The organism is Methanosarcina sp. 1.H.T.1A.1, from assembly GCF_000979295.1.
Classification (GTDB): Archaea; Halobacteriota; Methanosarcinia; order Methanosarcinales; family Methanosarcinaceae; genus Methanosarcina.
On record NZ_JJQY01000050.1, the window covers coordinates 26,614 to 41,258 of the forward strand.

Annotated in this window: 13 protein-coding genes; 9 read left to right on the top strand and 4 right to left on the bottom strand. The window is 44.5% G+C overall.

What is annotated here, in order from left to right; genetic code table 11:
- Positions 1-1,854: 1,854 nt before the first annotated feature.
- From EO95_RS05280 to EO95_RS05305, 6 genes are all read left to right on the top strand, one after another.
- Complete coding sequence (locus tag EO95_RS05280; RefSeq protein ID WP_156163986.1) at positions 1,855-2,697, top strand: ATP-binding cassette domain-containing protein; 843 nt, start codon at positions 1,855-1,857, stop codon at positions 2,695-2,697.
- A gap of 7 nt (positions 2,698-2,704) precedes the next feature.
- A complete protein-coding gene (locus EO95_RS05285; protein WP_048132830.1) occupies positions 2,705-3,409 on the top strand; it encodes a GTP-binding protein in 705 nt (234 codons plus the stop codon).
- 2 nt (positions 3,410-3,411) lie between these two features.
- Positions 3,412-4,086 carry a (Fe-S)-binding protein gene (locus tag EO95_RS05290; protein WP_200895002.1) on the top strand — a complete coding sequence of 225 codons (675 nt, stop codon included), beginning with the start codon at positions 3,412-3,414 and terminating at the stop codon, positions 4,084-4,086.
- On the top strand, positions 4,083-5,327 hold the full coding sequence (locus EO95_RS05295; protein WP_048132832.1) for a methanogenesis marker 16 metalloprotein: 1,245 nt from the start codon (positions 4,083-4,085) through the stop codon (positions 5,325-5,327). The genes EO95_RS05290 and EO95_RS05295 overlap by 4 nt, the downstream gene beginning before the upstream one ends.
- A gap of 621 nt (positions 5,328-5,948) precedes the next feature.
- Positions 5,949-6,977, top strand: a complete 1,029-nt coding sequence (locus EO95_RS05300; protein ID WP_048132834.1) for an inorganic phosphate transporter — start codon at positions 5,949-5,951, stop codon at positions 6,975-6,977.
- Positions 6,974-7,663 carry a TIGR00153 family protein gene (locus tag EO95_RS05305; protein WP_048132836.1) on the top strand — a complete coding sequence of 230 codons (690 nt, stop codon included), beginning with the start codon at positions 6,974-6,976 and terminating at the stop codon, positions 7,661-7,663. The genes EO95_RS05300 and EO95_RS05305 overlap by 4 nt, the downstream gene beginning before the upstream one ends.
- A gap of 514 nt (positions 7,664-8,177) precedes the next feature.
- On the opposite strand, the gene EO95_RS05310 is transcribed toward EO95_RS05305, so the two are convergent.
- Complete coding sequence (locus EO95_RS05310) at positions 8,178-9,275, bottom strand: DMT family transporter (RefSeq protein WP_235282878.1); 1,098 nt, start codon at positions 9,273-9,275, stop codon at positions 8,178-8,180.
- 71 nt (positions 9,276-9,346) lie between these two features.
- On the opposite strand from EO95_RS05310, the gene EO95_RS17475 reads away from it, so the two are divergent.
- Together EO95_RS17475 and EO95_RS05315 are read left to right on the top strand one after the other, a co-directional pair.
- Positions 9,347-9,502: a hypothetical protein gene (locus EO95_RS17475; protein WP_156161343.1), complete on the top strand. Its 156-nt coding sequence runs from the start codon at positions 9,347-9,349 to the stop codon at positions 9,500-9,502.
- Between the two features lie 69 nt (positions 9,503-9,571).
- Entirely contained in the window at positions 9,572-10,528 is a 957-nt protein-coding gene (locus EO95_RS05315) for a DUF4097 family beta strand repeat-containing protein (protein ID WP_048132838.1), read from the top strand.
- A 269-nt stretch (positions 10,529-10,797) separates the two neighbouring features.
- Here EO95_RS05315 and EO95_RS05320 read toward each other — a convergent pair whose 3' ends face one another.
- Positions 10,798-11,037: an MTH865 family protein gene (locus EO95_RS05320; RefSeq protein WP_048132840.1), complete on the bottom strand. Its 240-nt coding sequence runs from the start codon at positions 11,035-11,037 to the stop codon at positions 10,798-10,800.
- A gap of 330 nt (positions 11,038-11,367) precedes the next feature.
- On the opposite strand from EO95_RS05320, the gene EO95_RS05325 reads away from it, so the two are divergent.
- Complete coding sequence (locus EO95_RS05325) at positions 11,368-11,598, top strand: hypothetical protein (RefSeq protein WP_156163985.1); 231 nt, start codon at positions 11,368-11,370, stop codon at positions 11,596-11,598.
- 151 nt (positions 11,599-11,749) lie between these two features.
- On the opposite strand, the gene EO95_RS05330 is transcribed toward EO95_RS05325, so the two are convergent.
- The gene (locus tag EO95_RS05330) at positions 11,750-12,922 is read right to left on the bottom strand and encodes a hypothetical protein (protein ID WP_235282879.1); all 1,173 of its coding nucleotides are present in this window, start codon (positions 12,920-12,922) and stop codon (positions 11,750-11,752) included.
- A 396-nt stretch (positions 12,923-13,318) separates the two neighbouring features.
- Positions 13,319-14,167, bottom strand: a complete 849-nt coding sequence (locus EO95_RS05335) for a methanogenesis marker 8 protein (RefSeq protein WP_048132844.1) — start codon at positions 14,165-14,167, stop codon at positions 13,319-13,321.
- Positions 14,168-14,645: the final 478 nt, after the last annotated feature.

Sequence of the window (14,645 nt, forward strand, 5' to 3'; positions counted from 1 at the left end):
GAGATAGGAGTCCGTCTCGTGGGCTCGGAGATGTGTATAAGAGACAGGAGGATATGTTCTCCATAACGCAAGAAATTGACTGTTATATAACGTGCATCACCGGTTCTGACCTTTTGCCATTAATAGGGATACAGGCATTTCTGGCTTTACTGCTTTTCACGTTTTATCTTAAAGCCAGAAAACCGGTTCTCAGGATTTCTTCGTTCATTGCTGCACAGTTATTCATGGTCTCGGTTATAGGCACAATTGTTTCCGCTATGCAGTGCAGTCAAATGCTGACAATCGAAATCTATACCGCCTATGTCATTCTTTCAACTGTAATTATTATGCTCCTGCCAAGAGTGTATTACAAAATCCTGATCAGAAGACACGGCGCCCAGCCGATTACAGACATCATGGACTGGCCCCAGGCATTTGTGAATAATTTAACCGAAGGAGCAAAGGTGTATTATTACGATTCAGCAGTACCAGGGGCTTTTGCCTCTGGAAAAAGCATTTTTTTATCATTGGGGATGCTTGAACTGATGGATGATTCGGAATTAAAAGCCGTACTTGCCCATGAAGTATGGCACATTCGGCATAATAACAAAACTCCTGTATTGAGGCAGCTATCACTTATGACTTTCACAAAAAACCATTCAGAGGATGAACTTGAAGTTCTTGCTGATGTTTTTGCCGGTAAAATTGTTAGCGAAACTGCAGTAGAATCCGCAAGGGCAAAACTGGAGTAAAGCCCGAGTTGCGATGTAATCGCAACAGTACGCGGTCCGTTTCAGCAGAGTTGCGGCTCTGCAGTACGCTACCCTTTTCGCTTTGCTCAAGAGGGCTAATTTATGGATTGTAGCAGTTAACTTCGCTCGCTCAAGCGGACTAACTTATGGTTTTTAGCATTGATCTTCACTCAAGAGGGCTAAATTACGATTTCTCTGCCCCATACAACCTTATTCACTGTACCGGGTCGTTTTTGTCACGCTCGACGCAGGAGAGCGGCCTTTCCCAAAATCGTAAAAAAAGAGAAAACCAGCAAGTAAAAACGACTGGGAAAGCCTGTAAGAAACTAACAGGTAGAAATGGCCGGTAAGCCGATAAGATAGCAACTAAAACCAGCAAGTAAAATTCTACCTGAAAAATACTTTTTTTCAGTCTTTTTTATCTATTTTTCTTCTTTTTCAACCGACCGCCAGGCAAGCTGGCGGGAGCGTCCTATATTTACCTGTGGGTTTCAAAATGGTCTTGGGATTTAGTAAAGTATCTCTCGGACCCTGTGGAGGACTTTTTTCATAGTATTCAGATCCTCTGGACGTGTCCGGCTGCATGGATAATAATTTTGGATAGGAATTCCAGGCACATCTGATGTTTTCATTTTTATCTATTAATGCGCGATGGGTGAAGGGCGTGCGGCGCTGCAAAGAATAAACGGAAAACCCATTCGGTTTGCTCCGCCCGGCATAGTATCAACCGATTTTCCCTGAACCGGCTTGTAGTTCAAGAATTTCGAATCTGATTACTTTTTCCTGTCAGATGGGATGTATCGCAACCTATATATGTTCACAATTGTTACTATACCGGTGTTCACAATTGTTAACCTACCCGGGTTAATAAACTTGAGGTCTCAGCCCTCTTTTTATCCGCACTCATGTAATGACAGCTCATCAACCAGCTCTTCAGGCAATTCTTGAGGAGATGCACAGGTTCGAATTAGTTGATTCATCGTTTCTAATTAGTATATTCTTTCCACTTTACTCTATTTATTATCCTAATATGGGTATATTTTTTTATGATTTGGGCATAATGGGATAAAATTTCATAATTTACGGAAAGGTTTATAAAATTAAGATAGGAATGGTTGAGTACATGACACAGCAATTTACTCTTACCATAGAATCTGGACGGAACAGACTTGGAGAACAGGAAGGGTTTGACAGGATAGAGATCAGACCCGGGGACACCCTGTCAATAGTGGGTCCGACAGGTTCGGGAAAATCGGCTTTAATCAATGATATTGAAAATCTTGCACAGGGGGATACCATAACAGGTCGAAGGATTCTCATCAATGGGGAAGAACCTCCCGAGGCCTTCGTACGGGAGCCAGCCTTCAAACCTATTTCCCTGATTACCCAGAATACACGCTGTCTGGCGGACCTTTCAGTCGAAGAATTCCTGCTTATGCATATAAGAGCACGGAGACCCGGCAGGGACGATTTACTCGATGAGACAATAAATCTTGCAAATACATTTACCGGAGAAGAGATCAGCCTTAAAAGCCGGATGAGCGGTTTATCCGGGGGCCAGACCCGGTCTCTTATGATTGCAGATGCACTTGTAATCGGCGACACTCCGATACTTCTTCTTGATGAGATTGAGAATGCAGGGATCTTCAAAGACCGTGTTATCCAGTCTCTCCAGAGAGGAAACAAGGCTGTTATCCTTGTAACACACGACCCTTACCTGGCTCTTACAGCCGGCAGGCGTATCGTAATGAGGTATGGAGGAGTTTCCTCTGTGATCGAACCGACAGGACAGGAGCAGGACCTTATTGAAGACCTTGCCGTAATTGAAGACAGACTCCACCAGATCAGAGAACAACTCAGGTTGGGAGCCTCCTTTTCCTCAGATTCTTCTTCCGGTTCTTCATCCGGTTCTTCAGAAGTTTTAATAGCTGCGGTTGAACAGGGATTTCAGTTGAACAGGGTGTGATCTGCAGATGAAACTCCTCATAATCGCAGGCCCTCCCAGCGGAGGAAAAACTGCTGTAATTCGCCAGATTATAAAGAACCTGCCTGAAGGCTCACTTCCTGCCTTTCTCAAAATTGACGTTGTGCATGCAACAGAAGATGAGGAACTTGCAGAAGAGTTTGGCATTCCTGTCAAAAAGGTATATTCCGGAGATGTATGTCCTGACCATATGGGAATTCTCGTCCTTGATGACGCATTGCACTGGGCGGAGAGCCTTTCAAGAAATATCCTGATAATTGAAAGTGCAGGTCTCTGTCTCAGGTGTACTCCTTACACAACACATTCTCTCGGGATTGCAGTTGTCAGCTCGATCTCAGGCACAAACTCACCTTTCAAAATGGCACCTCTACTCGCTCTTGCAGATGTGGCAGTTGTTACGAAAACCGACCTTGTCTCACAGGCAGAAAAAGAGGTCTTCAGAGAAAGCATCAGAAAAGTTGTCCCGGATATTGACATTGTAGAGACAAATGCTATTCAGGGAACCGGGCTCAGATACCTGATGCGAAGAATTGTCAATCAACCGGAAATAGGGCAAGATCCTATCATGCTCAGAGGCTCCCCTCCTCTTGGCGTATGTACGATTTGTATCGGTAAAAAAGAGATTGGGTGGAAAAACCACTTTGGAGTCATCCGGCCACTGGATATGCCAGAACCCCTGTATAGAGGTGACTGATAGTGATTGAATGGAATCCCCCGGGTAAAAACTGTGGGGCCTGCGGTTCCCAGACCTGTTCTGACTTTGTTGGCCGGCTTGAAGCCGGATTAGCAGAGCTGGAACTGTGTCCTTTCTACAGTAAAAACAATATCTTGAGTCCGGATAACATTTTGAGCCCAGGGAACATTTTGAGCCGGGAAAATCTTGCGATCCAGGCCAGAAATATCACTTACTCAGGTGTAGACGTTGTCGGGAGAGAATATGACTTCGTACTCTTTCCGTTTCCGGGTGAGCCGTCAGCCCGCAAATTTATAGTGCCTTTCAGGGCAGACCTTGTGGAAAAATGGGATATCAAAAAAGGAGACCTCGTAACCGGCCGTCCGGCAGGCCCGGGATGTCCTGTCTATCATGCTTTGAGAGTCCTGAGTGCAAACCCGGTCACAGGTGTAATTGAGTGCCATACTGTGGGTCCCATGGCCGCAAGAAAAGAAGATGTCCACGACGTCCAGGCGTATCATGTCCATGCTTTCGAAGGAATTGCAAGTACTGTAAGAAAACCCCCTGTCTTCGGGACCCGCCAGTATTTCCTGCCCGGCAACTGCATGATCGGAATTGCACATACTGCCCTTGTGAACATGAGTTTTCAAAAACCTTCAGGACTCCACGTCCGGCTTGAGGATATAAGGATATTATGAAGACTATCGAGGAAATTAATAGGAAAATCGCACGTGATGAAGCGATAATTCTAACTGCTGCCGAACTCAAGTCCATGGTACGTGCCGGGAAAAATGTAACTCTCGATGATGTGGATGTGGTCACGACCGGAACATTTGGCGTGATGTCCGGCACAATGGCAGTTATGATGGTCCCTGTAGCCGGAAAGTGCAGTTTTGAGAGGGCAGACTCCATCTGGCTAAATGGTGTGCCTGCTCAGCCCGGCCCCTGCCCGAACGAACGGCTTGGGGTTGTGGACCTTGTGATAAACGGGACAGCGCATGCAGATGACCGGTATGGCGGAGGACACCTTTTCCGGGACCTTGTAAAAGGAAAAGAGATTGACGTCCTCGTGGAAGCACACGGCAGGAGATATGAAAATCAGGTTACGCTTGATGATATCGACTATGTCAGGATCATTACCACAAGGCTTGCGTTTAAAAATTACCACGCACTTATAAACCCCACTTCGGCCACAATCAATACTATTTTTTCTGTGACGGGCCTGACAGGACCTTTTACGGAAGCAACGGTATCAGGGTGCGGGGAAATAAACCCTCTCCAGAACGACCCCTCCCGCAGGATAATAGGCGTGGGTACAAGAGTTCTTTTGAATGGTGCACCCGGTTATATTATGGGAAGAGGGACCAGGTCCAGCCCCGATAAACCGAATGTCTCCGCCTTTGCAGATATGAAGGGAATGGACCCGGCGATGATGGGCGGGATGAAAACCTCACACGGGCCTGAGTGCCTGACCTCCCTTGCAGTCCCTATACCTGTCCTTGATGAAGATACTCTCTCGGGATTAAAAATCCTGGATCACAATGTCCCGTTGCCTGTCTCGGATGTAAACGGGCGCACTGCACATACAAAAGTAAACTACGGGCATATCTGGGAAGGCACCGACAGGGTCATCCGGATCGAAAAAGAACGGTGCCTGCACCATCCGGATTGTGCCGCAATGCGCACCTGTCCTACGGATGCAATTTCAAATAATTTCGTTATCAATAGAGATCTCTGTATCAATTGCGGCACCTGTACACTCCAGTGTTCTGAAGGAGTATTCCGTGCAAGACTGGGCTCTATAGAACTGGCAGAAGGAACTGTCCCGATCTCACTGCGGCAGTCAGACAGGGCGCGGGCAGAAAGACTCTGTACGATGCTTAAGAACCGTATCCTGAAGCACGAGTTTACGCCAACACAGATGCTGGAACCTCTCTAACATAGAGGGTTAATCAGCCTTTTTTTGAAGCTATTTGATATAAGGACATTATTTTTCAATTTTCAATTTTTTATCATCTCACCTACGTATTTAATGTTTATCATTAACGAAAAATACTCGGAACAGTGGTATTTCTCCTGAATTTATCTCTAGCCAGATAGATCTCAAATCAACCAGGCTTAAAACCCGGTTAATCAATAAACTTCTTGTAAAAATTAAACGCCTGCCCGAGAGGGCAATTTACATAAATCGAACTCATGTGCCTACATTGAAAATAAATTTACTAAATGTCAGGCCCCTTATAATAGGATCTCCGCACTCGAAAAGAGACATTAAGATATATTAATAATAGACATATATAGATCTATAGATTATATAGAGCGGCCTAAAATATATGGAAAACATAAAATATAATGAAATGGTCTGGAATACCATAAGATACATGGATTTAAGGAGAACAGGTGTAGACTCCATAAATCAAGCATAAAGTGGAAGAGATCTGAGGCATCATAGCAATCATGCATTTAGCAATTATGAATCTGGCAATTATGCATCATAGCAATCATGCATCATAGCAATTATAGTAGTTTTGGAGTTTAAAATCTCTGGAGTAAGGAAAAAATGGATTTACTTGTCATAGCTATTATCCTTGCAGGCTTATACATGGCCTGGAACATAGGGGCAAACGACCTCGCAAATGCTATGGGGACTTCAGTAGGAACGGGTGCCCTAACAATCAAGCAGGTCATTGTCATTGCCGCTGTGTTTGAATTCCTGGGTGCCGTGTTCTTCGGAAAACGGGTTACCTCGACAATTGCAAAAGGGATCGTTCCCATTGATATGATCAGCAGCATTCATCCGGATATTGTGGTGCTGGGGATGCTGGCTGCAATTCTTGCCGCAAGTTTTTGGATAACGCTCGCAACCTTTTACAACCTTCCCGTCTCAACCAGCCATTCAATTGTTGGTTCCGTGCTCGGCTTCGGGTTGATTGCAGCTTATAACGGAACGATCTCTTTTTCTGACATTCACTGGACTGTTCTTCTGAAAATTGTTGCTAGCTGGTTTATATCTCCGGCTCTTGGAGCTATTCTTGCGTTTCTGATCTTTTCTCTAATAAGGAGTCTTTATCTTCACAGGGCTTCAGATATGCCTGCCGTTGAGAAAAAATTCATATTCTTACAGCTCATAACTGCCTGTTATATCGCATTTGCGCACGGGTCAAATGATGTCGCAAACGCTGTAGGTCCTCTCTCTGCCGCGCTTAACGTGATGGGGGTAACAGGAAGCGAAATCCCTATCAGTGTGCTTGTAATGGGTGGCATTGGCATGGTAATAGGCATGGCAACCTGGGGATATAAGGTGGTCGAAACCATAGGGTCAAAGATCACGGAACTTACCCCAACACGCGGCTTTTCCGCACAGTTTGCAACTGCCTCAGTGGTTCTGATACACAGTTATAGCTCTCTCCCGATTTCGACTACTCATACCCTTGTAGGTTCGGTTATTGGCGTAGGGCTTGCAGGTGGACTTGCAGCCGTTGACCTGGGCGTAATCTGGAAGATTATTTCTTCCTGGATAGCAACAGTCCCCATAGCTGCCCTTACATCGGCAATAATCTTTGTGGGACTTGAGGTGATATTTTTATGAAAGACTACATCCGTTCCGTACTCGACGTGGTCGCAGACTCTCCCTTCGTCCCTCTTGAAATACACGCTAAAAAAGGGGTGCTTGCAGTTGAGAAGCTCTCTGAAGCAATGGAAGCTTATTGCAAAGGAGATCAGGTACTTCTTAATGAGCGGACTGAAGAAATCGACATATTGGAACATGATGCCGACAAAATCAAACAGAAAATCAGGGCAAGCATACCCTCCTCCATCAGGCTGCCGGTGAACAAAAAGGACCTCCTTTCTTTCCTCAAGCAGCAGGACTCTATCGCTGATTTTGCCCAGGCTTCAGCTTACTGGATGACCCTGCGCCCCTGTAAAAACCTCCCGGATGAAATCAAGGAAGGCTTTCTGGAACTCATGGCAGCCTCCCTGAAAACCGCCAGGCTGTATGAGGAGCTTGTGGGCGAACTTTACAAGCTGCTTGCAACATCTTTCAGCAAGGAAGAAATCAAAGAAACAATGCAGATCGTCCCTCAGGTCGAAAGGCTGGAACATGATGTAGATGTGCTTGAGACAGCTCTCCTAAAAAAGATCTTCGAACATGAAGATGCTCTCGGAGGGGCAGGCGTCTGCCACCTTATGGGGCTTGTTGAAAAGGTAGGAGGCATTGCTGATAAGTCCGCAAGTGCAGCTGACCGCCTGAGGTCTATGATCCTCAGAAGGTAAGTTTCCTTTTACTTCACTTCCTTTTTTATATTAATATTTTTTCCGAACTCTGCGGGTCTATTTGATTAATTTTTTGATATATTCCGGTGCCCGGAGCTGGAAGCTTTCAGTTTTCTCCCCCTGCGCCACACTGGGCCTGAGCCGGCCTGTCAACCAGATAAAACAAAATCGGCAAACTAATCCTGCAATTAAGAAAGATCAAATACTTAAGAAATATCCCAGGGGCTGAGATAATACTTTCCTTTCCCCTGGGAACCGATTTTCAATTCACAGTAAAATAAGCGCCTCCGCCAGCCATCCAGCCTGTCTGGCGGCTCGTCAAAAACTGCAGACAAAGAAGAAAAAACTCAAATAAAAATAGAAAAGAGAATCGGAAAATAATATTTTTCAGATAGAATTTAATTCTGCGTTGTTTTGCCTCACAGGCTTCCCCAGTCGTTTTTACTTGCTGGTTTTTCTCTTAATTTCAAGCTTTTTTGGGAAAGGCCACTCTCCTGCGATCCCGAGGCGCAATTCAGGTGGTAAAACTCGGGCGGCTGACGATTACAGCTGCAGTAAGGACCAGGAAACAGCCTGTAAGGGGGCCTGTTGAAAGGGCAACCCCGAGAAACGCCAGGTCGAAAAAAACCCCGGCAACAGGTTCGATAAGGGCAAGCAGGCTTCCTGTCTGGGACTCAAGGTTTGCAAAGCCTATGGTAGTGAGAATCCCGCCAATTCCCACAGAAACAATCCCAAAAGCCATTAGAGGAAGTATATTGGGTACAAGCACGGAAATGGAAGTCCCTGCAGCAAAAGGTGCCATGAGGAGGCAGCTAATTGCAGTGCCCCAGAAAGCGATTGCAAATTCGGAATGATCTTTTTTCAGGACCCGCACGTTCATAATGATAACTGCAAGGAGCATTCCCGCAAAGAGTCCGGATGCGATCCCTATGAAATGGCTGCCGGAAAATTCGAGGGTTCCAAACCCGCTTTCCGGGCGGATCACCAGATAAACGCCTGCAATTGCGAGGAAAAGGGCTGCAATGCTCTCCTTCCCGACCTTTTCTTTCAAAACAAAAGGTGAAGCCAGCATTACGTAGATCGGGGCAGTGTATTCGAGCAGGATAGCCATGGAAAAACAGGTTTCCTTTACGCACAGGAAATAAAAGAACATGTTAACCAGGACAAAGATGCCCTGTAAGAGAAGACGAGCTCTCCCTTTTCCAGGTTTCAGTTCTCCAAGCCTGTTCGTTGCCAGAAGATAAGTGAAAATAAAGGCAAGCCCGAAGAAAAGGCGGTAAAATATTATTGAAGTTATGGGCAGGTTGTGAATATTAGCAAGGAATAAGCCTGTCATCCCATAGAGAATACAACCAAGCAACACTGCCAGATGGGCACCTTTTTTCACCTGAAACATAAGACAGGTAAAACCCCGGATTTGCTTAAATAACTTGCCAGATAAGTCCCTGGGGTCTTTTATCCGAGAGATTTCTTCGGGAGATTTTAGTGGGAAAAGAATCGTTATCTTCTTTTGTTCGGGGAGATTCCGGAACTCAGGGTAGTCCTGGGGGGCTCTATTATTCTGGGGGCGGCATTTTACAGGACTTTTAATTCCGTACAAGTCCCATTTCATAAGGGAAAACGAATTTATTATTTCACAATTATATATATTCGATATTATAAATTAAGGGGAAGGTGTAAACAATGGTAAATGGAAAGGTTGTTGGCGGAGCAATACTTGTGGTCATAGCAGTATGGGTTTTCATGGTGATGCCGGATTATACGGCCAGGGTTGTCGGGGGGGCAATTCTGGGAATCCTGGGAATAGCATTGTTGATAAGCGGGCTTAAAAGAGAGTAAAATGGCTGCATTCCCGGTAAACCCGGCTCATTATGTAATGAGGCCAGAAATGGAGATGGAGGATAAAGAATGAAAAGCGAGGGTCATGGAAATATTTCAAAAAACATCCTGCAGCCTTTTTTGCTTTTCATCCTGACAATTGTGCTTTTGGTCTCCGGCTGTGTTGAAGTCGGAGAATTGCAGACAGAATCCCGGTCAGTTGACCTGGGTGGTGCGAGGTCGGCAGATGTTGAACTCGAGATGTATAGCGGCGAGATGAATATAATTGGGGGTACAGGCGGCGAGGATGAACTTCTGAATGCCGAATTCCGGTACAACGTTGCTGCATGGAAGCCCGAAATTGAGTATAATGTCCTTGAGGGCCAGGGCAGGCTCATCGTTAGGCAGCCAGAAATTCAAGGAGGCATAACCGGAGGCAGTGCCCGAAACGAGTGGGACCTTCGGCTAAAAGAGGATGTTCCCCTGGACCTGAAGGCCAGGCTGAGCAGCGGGGATTGTTCTCTCAACATGGACAGTTCCCTGCTAAAAATGCTCGATATTGGCTCCAGCAGTGGGGATATCAAAGCGGATCTCTCCGGGAATCAGGCTCTGCTGGAAGAGGTCGAGATATTTCAGGCCAGTGGGAATACTTTACTGGACCTTTCCGGGGAATATCCTTCCCTTTCCGCGGTGGTTATGGATTCCAGCAGCGGGGATATCACTGCAGGTCTCACAGGCAACTACGGTCCACTTAGCCTTGTGGAAATAAAGTTGAGCAGCGGGGATGCCTTTGTGGACCTTACCGGCAACTGGAGTAATGATTCTCTGATGGAGGTGGCTGTAAGCTCCGGAGATATCACTTTATGGGTGCCCCGGAATGTAGGAGTTTACGTTGAGGCTGATACTGTTTCAGGTGATATTACAGCAAGCGGTTTCAGGCTTGAAGACCACGCTTACGTTAACGATGCCTCCGGCGAGTCAGAAGTGACCTTGAGGGTAAAAGCGTCTTCAAGCAGCGGCAACATCAAACTGCTTTTTGGGGATTGAAAGATGAAGGTCAGGAAGGCTCTACCCAGGAAAGGTGTTTTTCCACCCGAATTGCGCCTCGGGATTGCAGGAAATCGGAGATTTCCTGGGAGTTGCGATGTAATCGCAACAGTACACGGTCCTTTTCGCTTCGCTCAAGCGGACTAATTGAAAAAACGAATTTACATAATTACAGTCTTTCCGTGTCTTCCTTGGTTATAGCGTTAGTAGTGAGGTTTTCCCCGCCCGTCTGTGTTTTCCGTGCTTAAAAATAAGAACGAAGGCAGGACTTAAAGCCCTGCTCTTTCGACTATTGTGTCTGCCACATGTTTTGCATCTTTGAATGGGAAGTCTGCTGCTGTGAGCAATTTGCCTGCGTCTCCTGCAGTAACCGCAAGGTCACCTGATCTGCATGTGGTGTCTGCGCCGGCAGGGAATGCAGCGAGCAATTCTCCGGGTGTGTTTATGGGAAACTTTGCGCCGTTAAGGCCTGCAACAATCTGTCCGTGAATATCATCTCTTACAGTCATATCTTATCCCTCAGATTTTGTCTTTTTACTCAAATTTTGTCTTTTTCCCTTGTTTCGGGTTTTTTATTCATCTGGACTTTTTACTTCTTTGCAGTTTGATTTCCTCCGGAGAATTCATCCTACAACCTCTTATTGGCAGGTTATTGATATATACTTAATCGGCATTGGAATGTAGTTGATGCATCCCAGTACACTGCAACAACTCTTTAGGTCATCTCGATACCTCTGTGGGACTTATATGATTAGCCGCATGATGTCGAAAATAATTCATTTATGATCTCAAAAGAAGTAAGAATCAGAAGAAGGGATAAAAGAAGCCGGAAAAATAAAATGAAAAGAAAGGAAAAGGAAAAGGAAAAGGAAAAGGAAAAGGAAAAAGAAAAGGAAAAGGAAAAGGAAAAGGAAAAAGAAAAGGAAAAAGTAATAACAGCCTTAGAGCCGCTTAAATCAAATCCCCTGGTTGTTTCTCCAGCAGCACTGGAAGAAGTTGTTGCTGTTTTTTTTAGGGGATCTATTTCTCTTCAAATATTTGGAAAAGCCCGGATGCTTAGCATCCGGTGAGTGCGCAGGGTCTGATACGCGAAAGTAAAAAATCCGGCCCTGTTTTCCAGAAGCTGTTTAGTTCAGTTCCCTCAGCTGCTTGTTTTCAGGCAGCACAGGCAAAGGCATGGTGTTGATACGGATCAGGCTTTTTCAGGTATGGAATCAGAATTCATATTCCGAATCCTGATGTATCTTCAACCATGCCTAATCCACTGCCGGTTTCCTTTAGTGTTATGACCTTATCCTCGGTCTCGATCTGGAAATCAACGACATCGACAAGGTTCTCTATGTAACTGAAATTAAAGTTATTCATAAAGCTGAAAGATTCCTTGCAATAGCTCTTCATGACCATGAACACTTTGCCTTCTTCAGCGGTAATGACCCATCTTTTATTCCCATTTTCTGAAGGGTACTCGTACACTTTTGCCTTCTTGAATAGGTGCATCTTTCTGGTCTCTGCATCATAGAATTCCATTGAATTATGTATATCGTATTCTAATCCACCAATCTCGATATTCGGGATGTAGTAGGTCAGGATCGACCCGTTCATGAACACGATTCTCGACCATTTCCAGGGGATGAAAGGCCCGACAACAATTACTTTTTGCGCATAGCACTTTCCGGAGAAATCCTTCTCAAACAGCACGCCCTCAAAATCAAAATACAGGTTAGCGAGCCTGTAACCGAACAAGCCTTTGAAGTATTCAGACACCTCTGAATTGTAATTATTATCCTCCGGCTCTCTTATGTCTAAACAGCAGACCGTCTGGCCATTGCTTGAAATATCAAGCATATACTTTGGAAATGACCCATAGAAATCCGCTTTCATCTCTTTGCTGGAGCAGGTCACCCTCTTATCTTTAACTTCAATGACCCCCAGGTCATCAGTGAGGTTTTTCTTTATCTCATCATATGCCCAGGAGACACAATACCCGTCTGTTTTATCATTTTTTATCCTGCTGTTTACTACATATCTGCCATTGACCTCGGTATCCCCCGCACTCCTGCCGAACGTGAGAAAAAACTGGCGCCTGGACCCGTCATCGGCTGTGAATTTCATGAACCAGTATTCTTTCCCGAAAAGCGGAAGGTCCTCAAAAGAAAAAAGAAGGTCGTCAATACCTCTTTTGAGTTCTTTCTTCACCAATAGCCTTTCGATTTTATCTTTACTTTCCTTTATCTCCTGTATTGACGCGATAAATGCTTTCTTTTCAATTTCAGGCAGATTTCTGATGTAATCGTTTCTTTCTTTTATAAAACGCAAAAGCTTGTTTTTTTCGCTTATAATTCTCTCTTCAAGAGTTTTGTTTTTAATCTCTTTGTCACCTGATATTTCAGTCATTTCATCTTCCCTGGAACTTTAAGCAATACTTTTTCAGAAACATAACATCCATAAATTTTGAATAATATAATCTTATCGTAGAAAATGCTGCGTATGAATTTATTGTTGACAAAATGAAGGCGAAAAAAAGAGGAAAAGGAAGGTGAAAAAGAAGAGGAAAATAGGTAAAGAAAAGGAAAAGGAAGGTGAAAAAGAAGAGGAAAATAGGTAACGAAAAGGAAAATCGGTAAAGAGAGAAAGCAAAGAAGGTAAAGAAAAGAAAAGAAAAGAAAACGGTAAAGAGAGAAAGCAAAGAAGGTAAAGAAAAGAAAACGGTAAAGAGAGAAAGCAAAGAAGGTAAAGAAAAAAGGTAAAGAAAAAAGGTAAAGAAAAAAGTAATAACGGCTTTAGAGCCGTTTATTTCATGTCCCTTGGCTGTTTGTGCTCAGGAAGTACAGGCAGAGCCATGGTATTGATCAGAAGTGGGCTTTTGATATCTTTTGCCCTTTCTATCACAAGTTCTTTTCCTTTCTGGGTAAGGGCGAAAAGCGGTACAGCAGTTCCAACCTGAGCGAGGGGCTTTACCAGGTCCCTGACGTACTTTGAAGCGCAGCTGGTTACGATATCTGAATTTTCGACCAGAGTCTGAGCTCCTTCCCTGGTTAAACCGGTAACATGTACCCCAATTACTATCAAGTCAAGCCCGAGTTCGGCTTCAAGCTTCCGTAACTCTTTTGCGGTTTCACCGAAAGCCGCGGTTACTGCGATCTTTTTGTAACCGAGTTCAGCTGCCTTTTTCACTCCGGCAACTGGGTCCATTACGGCAGTTGAAGGGTCAAGCACAATTCCGCCGCGTTCTGTGATTCCATTTATGATGCCATCGATTGGCTCGGTTTCGACCAGGCCAGACATCCTGCCGCCCATACCCTGAACAAGGGTAGGGTTGTTGGAAATGACAGTTCCTGCGCCTTCACAGGCGGTTACCGTTGTGTCAAGTAAACCTCTTCTCAGGCCTGTCATCATAACTTCAGATGCTCCAAATCCTACAAAGTCCTCGAGCTCCAGACGGCGCTTGTCCGTAAACATCCCGAAATCGCTGATCCTGAACTCCATATTCTTCTTGACTTCTTCGGGGGTGATCTTCTGGATTCCGCGCATCTTGGCAAAGAGGGGGCACCATTTGATTTCAGGCTCTCCGACTTCGACGACTTTCCCGTCTTTTACGACTACTCTTGTTTTTCCAAGTAATTCCATTATATGAGGCATAGTTCCACCTTTACAAGCTGAGCAAAAAATATGATTGTTAAGAAATTCAAATCCGGTAAAAATTGCAGGTAAAGTTTGTGGTTGCTTACTTAATAGTTTATTGGTTTTGGGCTTTTTGATTAAACTTCTGGCTTTTTACTGAATATTTTATTGCGTTGGCTTGTGGTTTTCTACTACTTTTTGAGTCATTTGCTATAAATGCAAAATTCATTGATTATTGTAGTCTGAGCTTTCCACTCAATTTGAAGAGGATACCGTTTTTCTTTTAAATTCTTCTTTTTAGTTTTTCTTTTAAATTCTTCTTTTTAGTTTTTCTTTTAAATTTTTCTTTTTAGTTTTTCTTTTTATTTCGTATTTTTTCCATAGTGCTCCGGCAAAAAGAAATACTTCCTTTTTACACCTGATTTCAATTTGCCATCATACGGAGTAAGACCTGTCTCTTATACACATCTGACGCTGCCGACGAATAGAGAGGTGT

Bases quoted from the DNA above. Each gene is read 5' to 3' on its own strand.
- EO95_RS05315 (WP_048132838.1), top strand. From the start codon at position 9,572: ATGAAAAGCGAGGGTCATGGAAATATTTCAAAAAACATCCTGCAGCCT.
- EO95_RS17475 (WP_156161343.1), top strand. From the start codon at position 9,347: ATGGTAAATGGAAAGGTTGTTGGCGGAGCAATACTTGTGGTCATAGCA.
- EO95_RS05320 (WP_048132840.1), bottom strand. From the start codon at position 11,037: ATGACTGTAAGAGATGATATTCACGGACAGATTGTTGCAGGCCTTAAC.
- EO95_RS05285 (WP_048132830.1), top strand. From the start codon at position 2,705: ATGAAACTCCTCATAATCGCAGGCCCTCCCAGCGGAGGAAAAACTGCT.
- EO95_RS05305 (WP_048132836.1), top strand. From the start codon at position 6,974: ATGAAAGACTACATCCGTTCCGTACTCGACGTGGTCGCAGACTCTCCC.
- EO95_RS05335 (WP_048132844.1), bottom strand. From the start codon at position 14,167: ATGCCTCATATAATGGAATTACTTGGAAAAACAAGAGTAGTCGTAAAA.
- EO95_RS05325 (WP_156163985.1), top strand. From the start codon at position 11,368: ATGAAAAGAAAGGAAAAGGAAAAGGAAAAGGAAAAGGAAAAGGAAAAA.
- EO95_RS05280 (WP_156163986.1), top strand. From the start codon at position 1,855: ATGACACAGCAATTTACTCTTACCATAGAATCTGGACGGAACAGACTT.
- EO95_RS05295 (WP_048132832.1), top strand. From the start codon at position 4,083: ATGAAGACTATCGAGGAAATTAATAGGAAAATCGCACGTGATGAAGCG.
- EO95_RS05310 (WP_235282878.1), bottom strand. From the start codon at position 9,275: ATGAAATGGGACTTGTACGGAATTAAAAGTCCTGTAAAATGCCGCCCC.
- EO95_RS05300 (WP_048132834.1), top strand. From the start codon at position 5,949: ATGGATTTACTTGTCATAGCTATTATCCTTGCAGGCTTATACATGGCC.
- EO95_RS05330 (WP_235282879.1), bottom strand. From the start codon at position 12,922: ATGACTGAAATATCAGGTGACAAAGAGATTAAAAACAAAACTCTTGAA.